Consider the following 9,722-nt stretch of genomic DNA (forward strand, 5'->3'; position numbering starts at 1 on the left):
TGGTATCGGTTGGTTGCGGGAGCAGGATTTGAACCTAGGACCTTTCGAGACTATGAAGAGCGAGCCCAAAGGCGAATTTGCTTTGAATTATACGAACGGTTACTGAGGTATCGGTTGGTTGCGGGAGCAGGATTTGAACCTACGACCTTCGGGTTATGAGCCCGACGAGCTACCAGACTGCTCCATCCCGCGTCCGATGTGGCGCAATATAGAGAGGTAACCGGCACATTGCAAGCATTAATCACATTTTATGTTTTGATTGCTTAGTTATCGTACTAAGTTGGGGTAGTGTTGTGAATACGTACAAGGGTATATTCCCTCCCTTGGTTAATTAACCAGAGTAGAGCGTTTTTTTTACCTTTAAGACTATAAAATATAACGTATCAACAGTAAGATGAGTCGAAATCCATGTTGTAACCAAATACTACTTTAGGTGTATAGGATTAAGATGCTATTTTTCGTTCGATTTAAACAGCAATTAACGGACTATTTTTATCTGAGAGATGACTATCTGCCGTCGGCTCAGGTTGAAGCTTGGCGTATCAGTTCATTACGGATCATGCTGGTTTCTATTTTGCTGTTGTGTGCCGTTTTTGTGATTCAAAGCGCCTGGCAAAGTGTTATCGAAAAGGTTGCTTATGTGATCCCCATGGCGCTGACCTTCTATATTGCATTGGCTTTGCTGTTGCTCATTTCTCGACGTTATTACCGAACTAGTGCATATTCTTTGCTAGCCTTGATAATATTGGCAGGCATAAGCTTTAACGCCACACAGCATAATCAGATACTATCGATGATTGGACCGATAGTGATGTATTCAACCCCATTTGTAGCCTTTATGTTACTTGGCTGGAAAGTAGGGATAATGTGTATCGCGCTCAATACCATACCTTTGTATATTTTAATCAATCAAATATCTCTCGCCGATTATGTGACGCCATTCCCCGTTCAAGAACATGCAAATTATTATGTGCATGTCATTTTATTTGTGTTCTTTAACTTATGCATTCCTCTGGCAATTGCGCGTGCTAGCACAGCAGCCAAAAGAGGTAACCAATTCAATATCGAACGCAATCAGGTGCTAAGTAACCAAAGTCAGTTATACCATGCCCTGTTTGTGACTGCCCAGACAGCCAAAATCATTATCGATAGCAATAGAAATATCATTGAAGCAAATGACTCAGCTCAATCCTTGTTATTAACCAGTCTTCCGAAGCATTTTATTGGTCTGGATATCGATAAAGTATTTCCAGAATTATCAAATGAAAACAGTGACTTAGTGGTTAATCGGACGTTAGGTGCAAAAATGAAGGTGTTTGAACTTAGCGTGCGAACAATAGACGACAAACAGCATACGATTGTCACCATCCAAGATGTCAGCGCCAAGGCGCTGTTGCATAAAACCTTGGCGGTGCAAACACAAGCAAGACAACGTTTGAAATTATATGACGAGAGCATTGGCCTACCAAACCGACAATGGCTAGAGAACAAAATAACGACCAATGGTGAACATGTTAACGGCACTATCGCACTGTGTGCTATCCGGTTAAATAATGGCTATTTTATTGAACAGAAATATGGCTTTTTGTCTCTTCCAAAAGTCCTTAGAAAACTTGCAGATATGCTAAATGAGCACTTTGGTGAGCGCAGCTTCATTGCCGTGTTAGATAAATATAGTTTGGGGATCGCGATCCCCATTATAGACGACGCCAATACCAAAACTGCCATCAATCAACTGGTGGCAACCTTGCCACGAAACATTCAGGTCAATGAGCACAGCATACATCTCGATTGCAAAGCGGGCGTGGCGACGTATCAGCAAAACGTCAACGCAAGTCGACTAATAAATAATGCTTTACACGCTGTCACTGTCAGCGAGTTGACCATAAATTACTATGAGACAGGAAGCCAGCAGCGCTTTATCGAGCACCAAGAGATCAGTATATTGCTCAGTGAAGCCCTAACCCATGATGAATTATACGTCGAATATCAGCCTAAAGTGCGCGGTGATGGCACCCTCATTGGGATGGAAGCGCTCCTGAGATGGAATTCTCCTGTGATAGGACGCGTTTCCCCTGGGGTATTCATCCCTATTGCAGAGCAATCTGGTTTAGTCCTAGCGTTAACTCGTTGGTTAATTAATCATGTATGTGCCCAGTTAAAGTTATGGGAACTGGAAGGGCTTGCTATCTTGCCTGTGGCAATCAACATTTCCGGACCTGATCTTGATCAAAAAGACTTTAAGAAGTATCTAATTAATAGCGTCGTTGAACATGATATCAAACCCTATTATCTCGAACTCGAGTTGACTGAATCAGCTAAAACACAAAACATTCCGGATGCCATCGCTACCGTACGTTATCTGGCAAGCTTCGGGTTTTGTATAACCTTAGATGATTTCGGTGTGGGTTATTCAGGGTTGTCGAAATTGACTAACTTTCCTGTTCAGCGGGTAAAAATAGATCGTCAATTCATTACTAATATTCAAAGTGATGCTAAAAACGCAAAAGTAGTTGAAGCAATCGTTGCCATGTGTAAAGTATTTAAAATTGATGTTTTAGCCGAAGGTGTAGAAGACTTGCGCGAAGTAGACTGCTTGTTAGCAATGGGCTGCGCTAGCTTTCAAGGTTTCGCCTTCGCTCGTCCCATGAGCAAAGAAAACATCGCTAAGCTCATGAACAATAAGTTAATGCCGAATGTAAAATTACCACTAGCACGGCATCGCGTTTAGCAATATAAAAAACATGTGTGCTTGCATACCTGTTCAACTTAACCCTAATGGCATGGATTCCTGTACTGGTGTGAACTCAACAGCCCTGTCGAATTCAACACCAGAGCCCCAAGACTTCCTTGGATACTACGACCGTCCGAACGCCAACCCCATAGAGGCTAACGTTTTAGAGCGCGTGGAAATATTCTGTGCTTCGCGCTCAACCATTTCAACTTGCTCTAAGTTTCGTTTTGAAGCATCACTGATGTTAGAAATGTTGTGGCTTATACTTACCGACACAGAGCTTTGTTGATCTGACGCAACACTAATTTGGTTAGCCGAGTCAGCGATATCGCTTACATTGTCATATACTTTATTGACCAAGTCTTGTGTCTGCCTTGTCTCATCCACACATGTTTCTGCGGCGGCCTTTCCTTCCACTAACGTTTGCGACCATTTCAGTAACGTACTTTGTATTTCAGTCACCGAGGATTGTATTTGTGTTGTAGCATTGTGAGTGCGACTCGAAAGCGCACGTACTTCATCTGCTACCACAGAAAAACCACGACCATGCTCCCCCGCCCTCGCAGCTTCGATTGCTGCATTAAGCGCCAATAAGTTTGTTTGGTCAGCAATGCCTTGTATCTCTTGCATTACATCATTGATACGGTTTGCTTCATCCGCAAGAGACGCCGCAGAACCCGCAGACTTTGCAACGTCGGTCGCTAACGCGCCGACTTTATCCATTGTGTTAGACATTGCATCAGTTGCCTGACGACAATCTTTATGCACACTGGTCACTTTATCTGACGTGTGGCCAATATTTCGAGTGACTTCGTTGATGGATGCAACCATTTGCTCCACCGCAGTAGCCACCTGTGCCAGCTCGGCAGTTTCTTCCTCAACACCGGATTTTGTCTTTGCTACCGCTTCTTGTAATGAGGTTACGCCTCTGTCTAAAGAGGCGGTACTGTCGATAACGCGCCCCAGTATCGTATTCACTTTCCCTTCTTGTATTTTCAAGGCAAATTCGTTGACGCCTTTCACTCCGTCTCCGGCAAATATAGCCCGAGAGATACTGTCGTATTGGCCTTTTAACTGGGCCGCGTGCTGACGCACGTCAAATAACTCACCTTTAAAAACAAGATAGGGCAAAATAATCATCAGAAGGGTAAAAAACGGCGAGATAAAGGCCAAACCCACGAGTGCTAGCCCACACACTATATACAAAGCATCTTTTACATTTAACTTATTGTCAAACCAGCCAAATGCCCTGCCGCCAGCATTCAGTTTAGGATACAAAGCTTGCGCTTTATCTTTGTAAGGGCCAATGAGCTGAGTACGAACAGATTGAAATCCCGTTAACTGACCATTTTCAAATAGTGGGGTTACAAACGCATCAACCCAATAATAGCCGCCACCATTACAACGATTTTTTACTGCACCACGCCACGCTTGTTTCGACTTGAGCTTACTCCACATATCAGCAAAAGCCGCTTTTGGCATATCTGGGTGACGCACGATATTGTGATGTTGACCAATAAGTTCTTCACGAGAAAACCCCGACACACGACAAAAATGATCATTAACATATTGGATGATCCCCTGAGTATCAGTGGTCGAGACTAACTCTTGCCCTACCTCCACTGCCACTTCACGCTCTGCGTTACTTGACACGACTTTACTCATTGTGACTCCTTGTTATGGTATTTTGATGACTTTTTATACTGATTTACCATGCCATGAAAATAGTATTTCACAGTGGCGTTAAGTCACGGGGTTTGACCCTTTAGTGAAATAGCATCACAGCCTGTACTATTCGTATTTATATCGGCCAGTGTGGTGAAAATTATACTAAAATCTAGGGAATTCTCGAATGAAAAACCGATAAAACTGCAGGGAAATTGACGAAGTGAATGAATATTCACCAAAGCAGGACTAGCACTTCTCTTTACTTTATTCTAGGTAGGTAAAATACCCGCAATCCCAGTGCAGGAATTGTCGTTCAAATCTCGTGTTATTAGATCTGATATTAAGTAAACGCATACATCATCAACCCAACCAAGTGCGAAGCATAGTTAGTCGAACTCTGATGCGGTTTAGGGGCACCCTATTATATTTTGGCGTAAGTCTCCTAGTTACAGACATTAAGTAACTAATCGTCTTGCCAGCGCGCTCTTATTTCAAGTATCGCCGGAAGGCACGCCTCAAATAATGTAACTAATTCAGGGTCAAAATGTATCCCACTTTGGGATTTAATTAAATCGACGGCCTTGTCCACCGACCAAGCGTCTTTGTAGGGGCGTTTGCTGGTAAGTGCATCGAAAACATCCGCAACCGCAACGATACGTCCTTCCAATGGTATTTCTGCGCCTTTTAAGCCTTTTGGATAGCCAGAGCCGTCCCATTTTTCGTGATGGGTTAAGGCCACTATTTTGGCTAATTCAATTAAATCTGAGTCTGAATCACCGAGAATTTCTGCACCGATCTCTGGGTGCTTCTGCATAATAGCGAATTCTTCAGCAGTCAATTTATCTGGTTTGAGCATAATGCTATCGGGAATACCAATTTTACCAATGTCGTGCATAGGTGCTGCATGCAATAGGTTGTCAGCGGCATTTTCCGACAAACCATAGGCTAAGGCCATGACTTTTGAATAATGACTCATGCGCAAAATATGCGTGCCCGTTTCGTTATCTTTGTACTCAGAAGCGCGCCCTAAGCGCTGAATAACCTGTAAACGTGTACGGCGCAGCTCATCAGCCTGAACCAGTGACAAATGAGTACGCACCCGGGCTTTAACAACAGCCGGGGATACCGGTTTAGTTATATAGTCAACCGCACCAACCTCAAACCCTTTGGCTTCGTCTACCTCGTCACTTAACGCCGTGACAAACATGACAGGAATGCTTTTGCTGAGCGGTTGACTTTTTAATACTTGGCAAACATCGAACCCCGTCATGCCAGGCATCATAACATCCAGCAAAATCAGATCCGGTAACTCCCGTTCGACCAAACGTAAGGCTTCTTCTCCACTTTTAGCAAATGTGAGGCGATATAAATTACCGAGGATTTTTTTCAGTACCCTCAAGTTTGCCGGTTCGTCATCTACGACGAGTATCTGTTGTTTATTATTTTGATCACTTAACATGGTAATAAATTCATCTGTTGTATTTACTGGTCAATAGCTGACGAAATAGTCTGCGCTTTTAACTGCTCTAATTCGCGTATCGCTTGCTCAAACTCAAAATCGTCTAACGCATTTTGAATTCGCTGACATGTTTTCTGTGAGACTTCGTTCGCGCCGGAGACAAGTGCCGCGGCGGCATCTTCTTTGTATTCATTATTTTGCGCCGATTTTAACAATACTTCGACTAACTCAAGTAACTGAGCCGTTGACAAGATAGCATTTTGTTCACTGACCACAGCCGTATTTACAGGCGAGTTTTGTTCTGCTAAATATCTTTTGATGACATCAAGTGCTTGCTCTATCGCGTGAAACACCTTGGCGATATCATTGACTGAAGCACGCATTGCACTGCGTTCAGCGTCATTAAACAATTGACTTAACTGGGTCAATGCCAAATTACCACTTAACCCTTTAAAGGTATGTAGCTGGGTTTGTATTACATGCCAATCTGGAACGTCCAAGGAATCTTTCAGTGCCGAAATAACACTTTCGTTTTTTATCATAAACTGGGTAATTTCTTTGAGCAGTATCTCTCGGTCTCCCCACATTGCTATGCCTCTGCGTTCATTAACAATGTGTGAGTCACTATTATCATTTTCGCCTACGGGTACAATTTCGCAGGTTAAATCCACTCCAAGTGCTTGGGCTATTTCCACGTTTAATGTATTGATATCCACTGGTTTATTGGCAAATCCGTCCATACCGGCATCAATCGCAGCTTGACGATCTTCTGCTAAAACACTCGCGGTTAAAGCAATGATAGGTAAATGGGCTAATTGTTGAGCCTGTTCTTCTATGCGTCGCTCTCTAGATGACGTTAAACCATCCATAATAGGCATTTGCACATCCATTAACACCACATCGACTTTATCACTGCGCATTCTAAGCAATGCCTGTTCGCCATCTCGAGCGGTAATGACAGTGTGCCCTTGACGAGTCATTAATAACGTTAACAAATCGATATTCTGTTGAATATCATCCACGATCAATATGTCTAACGGTGGTAACGTGCATTTTTGATTAAGCGCAGTTGGAGTCACTTCACATTTAGGTGGTGCTAATGGCAGGGAAAACGAAAAGCAGCTCCCTTCACCAAAGGTGCTCTGGGCGGTAATTTTACCGCCCATCAACTCAACCAACTGTTTACTGATTGTTGTCCCTAGCCCTGTGCCACCAAAACGTCTGCTCATACTGGCATCGGCTTGTCCAAACGCATCAAATACGAGTTCAAGTTGCTCAGGCGTCATACCTATACCCGTATCGACAATGGAAAAATCAATGCATCCGCTGGGTTTAACACCCACTTGAATATCCACCCCACCGAGCACGGTAAACTTAATCGCATTACCGAGCAAGTTGGTTAAAACCTGACGAATACGATCAGGTGCTCCGTGAAATTGGTTTTCAACTTCCGGGGCAACACTGACATTTAAATACAGCTCCTTGGCATTGGCTTGTAGCCATAACGTCGAAACCACAGCATCGACTTCTTCAATTAACGAAAAGTCGCGCATTTCTAATTCAAACTTACCCTTGTCGAGCTTTGCACTATCGAGAATATCATTGAGTAAGTGCAATAAGGATTTAGCCGACTGGTTAATTGTTGTCAGGTGTTTGCGCTGCTCGGCTTCGAACACGTCATCAAGCAATATATCACTAAAGCCGATAACAGCGTTCATAGGGGTACGGATTTCATGACTCATATTAGCCAAAAACGCCGCCCTTGCGGAGGCCGCCTGCTCTGCTTTATCTTTAGCAATGAGTAAGGATTGTTCCATCTCTTTACGCTCGGTAATATCCATAATAAAACCGTCGAGGCATTTTTCCCCACTTGTTGAATTTTCTGCATGGGTACCGTAGCCCATTAGCCAGCGAATTTTGCCCTGAGCGTTATAAATACGATATTCCACTTTATAGACTTTATTTGCATTAATTTGCTGCACGGTATCGTCGATATCATCAGGATGAACATGCTCATGAAAATACCTTGTCGGTGCAGTGCCCACATAATCCGCAGCAGGAAAGCCAGAAATACTTTCAACGGCATCACTGATAAAAATCATTGGCCGCAATTCGTTATCTAAGCAGCGGTATGCAATGCCGGGAATATTGGCGAGCAAAGAGCGAAATTGCTCTTCTCGGTCACGCAGGGTACTTTCCATTTCAAGGCGATAACGTAAATCAGATATAAAGGCCACAAAGTAACTGTGGTCAGCTAATTCTACATGGCCGATGGCAACACGCACTGGCAGCACAGTTCCATCTCGATGCAATATCACCCCATCGCGACCTTTGCTTTGCGGCCCCCCAGCGCCATTGTTGTGGGCATCGATAAATAAATTGAACTCAGCTACGTTATCGTCAGGGATAAATAAACGTATGTCTCGCGCAATGATTTCGTCTGCATGCCAGCCAAGTAACTCACAGACGGCATCGTTCGCGCTTTCAATCAACCCAGCACTATCAAACCCGAGCACGCCGTCAACTGAGGTATTTATCGTGGCCCGCAAACGTGCCTCATTCAATTTGGCTTGCCGCGTTAATTCTTTGTATTTCAACACCATATTAATCGCCAGAACCAAAACGATAATACCTATGGTGATCAGCGCCACCGCAAACCCAAGATAATAAGAGATATATTGATCTTGAGTGGAAAATTCGAAGCCCGGTGGACGCACAAAACGAGCCGCCGCCATTCCGGTATAATGCATTCCAGAAATTGCCAACCCCATAACGACCGCAGCGATACCATTTCGGTAATATTCGCCGAACCTCACACGGTTTAAAAACCCCAAGCTAAAACGTATCCACAACGCTAATATCGCCAAGACAACAGCGACCACGATTGAGGTTAAGAAAATGGTCATGTCGTAGCGCAGCAACGGTGACATTTCCATGGCAGCCATACCGACATAGTGCATGGTACCTATACCCGCCCCCATCAATACGCCCCCAACAATTAATTGCTGTAAGGAAACATGTTTTTTGATAATCACATTCAGCGCCACCCATGAAGCAGCAACGCTGGGTACAATGGATATTGCCGTTATCATCCAGTTGTATGTCACAGGCGTACACAGAGAAAACGCCAACATGCCTATAAAGTGCATTGACCAAACGCCGCCGCCTAACGCCAAACTACCGACAAATGTCAGGGCTTTACGTTTAGCCCGAGTATTGGAAAAGGAGGCTTGCGTGGCCACTTGCATAGCCATAAATGACGCAAAAATTGCAAGACCAACAGAGATGACGACCATTAAGGGATCAAAATCACCCACTATGAGTAAATTATCGTCTACAGGAGAAAAAATTGCGGAAACTACTGCTAACATAATAGATTTTTTGGAATAAGAATGCTGATTAGTATAATAAGATATCGACTTTACGCCGAATAAAGCCAGTATTAATTTTAAATTTGGTCATATATTAGGTGATTTTATAAATTAACTTTGTGAAAGATAATAAAATTAACCGTTTAACAGGGTGAAAATCATTTATAATCCTGACCTTAGTAAACGAAATGCGATATTTATAAGCACCATTTCCATCCTTTCAAATCACGATTTTCCGGAACCATATGCAACACTTTGAATATCAAAAGAGCAAACATAAAATTCAAATACTTAAACGCTTTTATATTCCCCTAGGACTTTTTGCTCTTGCCGGTTTTTACATCGCTTGGACACTCAATACTTTTTCTTGGCCGGAACTGTGGTCGATGACTCGAAGCGCACTTATCGTATTTGGCCCCTTGTTACTTTTAGGTTTAGCGGTATGCGTTTTACATTATTGGATAAGCCAATTTCGTCAAAGCCATTTTCT

General features: G+C 43.3%; 4 protein-coding genes, 1 tRNA gene and 1 pseudogene. 2 read left to right on the top strand and 4 right to left on the bottom strand.

Going from position 1 to position 9,722, the window contains the following annotated elements; translation table 11 throughout:
* Positions 1 to 115 precede the first annotated feature (115 nt).
* Positions 116 to 192: transfer RNA gene (locus GPLA_RS01970), tRNA-Met, on the bottom strand.
* A gap of 256 nt (positions 193 to 448) precedes the next feature.
* Between GPLA_RS01970 and GPLA_RS01975 the strand changes: the two genes are divergently transcribed.
* Positions 449 to 2,731 (top strand): putative bifunctional diguanylate cyclase/phosphodiesterase, encoded by a 2,283-nt coding sequence (locus GPLA_RS01975; protein ID WP_007103130.1) that lies wholly within the window; start codon positions 449 to 451, stop codon positions 2,729 to 2,731.
* 126 nt (positions 2,732 to 2,857) lie between these two features.
* Here GPLA_RS01975 and GPLA_RS01980 read toward each other — a convergent pair whose 3' ends face one another.
* From GPLA_RS01980 to GPLA_RS01990, 3 genes are all read right to left on the bottom strand, one after another.
* Entirely contained in the window at positions 2,858 to 4,399 is a 1,542-nt protein-coding gene (locus tag GPLA_RS01980; RefSeq protein WP_007103131.1) for a methyl-accepting chemotaxis protein, read from the bottom strand.
* A gap of 466 nt (positions 4,400 to 4,865) precedes the next feature.
* Positions 4,866 to 5,861, bottom strand: a complete 996-nt coding sequence (locus tag GPLA_RS01985) for a response regulator (RefSeq protein WP_007103132.1) — start codon at positions 5,859 to 5,861, stop codon at positions 4,866 to 4,868.
* A 23-nt stretch (positions 5,862 to 5,884) separates the two neighbouring features.
* Positions 5,885 to 9,232: an MHYT domain-containing protein gene (locus tag GPLA_RS01990; RefSeq protein ID WP_007103133.1), complete on the bottom strand. Its 3,348-nt coding sequence runs from the start codon at positions 9,230 to 9,232 to the stop codon at positions 5,885 to 5,887.
* A gap of 245 nt (positions 9,233 to 9,477) precedes the next feature.
* On the opposite strand from GPLA_RS01990, the pseudogene GPLA_RS23395 reads away from it, so the two are divergent.
* Positions 9,478 to 9,722 (top strand): annotated as a pseudogene (locus GPLA_RS23395) (hypothetical protein); the annotation flags it as partial.

The sequence above is a fragment of the Paraglaciecola polaris LMG 21857 genome (assembly GCF_000315055.1).
GTDB classification, from domain to species: Bacteria; Pseudomonadota; Gammaproteobacteria; order Enterobacterales; family Alteromonadaceae; genus Paraglaciecola; species Paraglaciecola polaris.

Bases quoted from the DNA above. Each gene is read 5' to 3' on its own strand.
- GPLA_RS01990 (WP_007103133.1), bottom strand. From the start codon at position 9,232: ATGTTAGCAGTAGTTTCCGCAATTTTTTCTCCTGTAGACGATAATTTA.
- GPLA_RS01980 (WP_007103131.1), bottom strand. From the start codon at position 4,399: ATGAGTAAAGTCGTGTCAAGTAACGCAGAGCGTGAAGTGGCAGTGGAG.
- GPLA_RS01985 (WP_007103132.1), bottom strand. From the start codon at position 5,861: ATGTTAAGTGATCAAAATAATAAACAACAGATACTCGTCGTAGATGAC.
- GPLA_RS01975 (WP_007103130.1), top strand. From the start codon at position 449: ATGCTATTTTTCGTTCGATTTAAACAGCAATTAACGGACTATTTTTAT.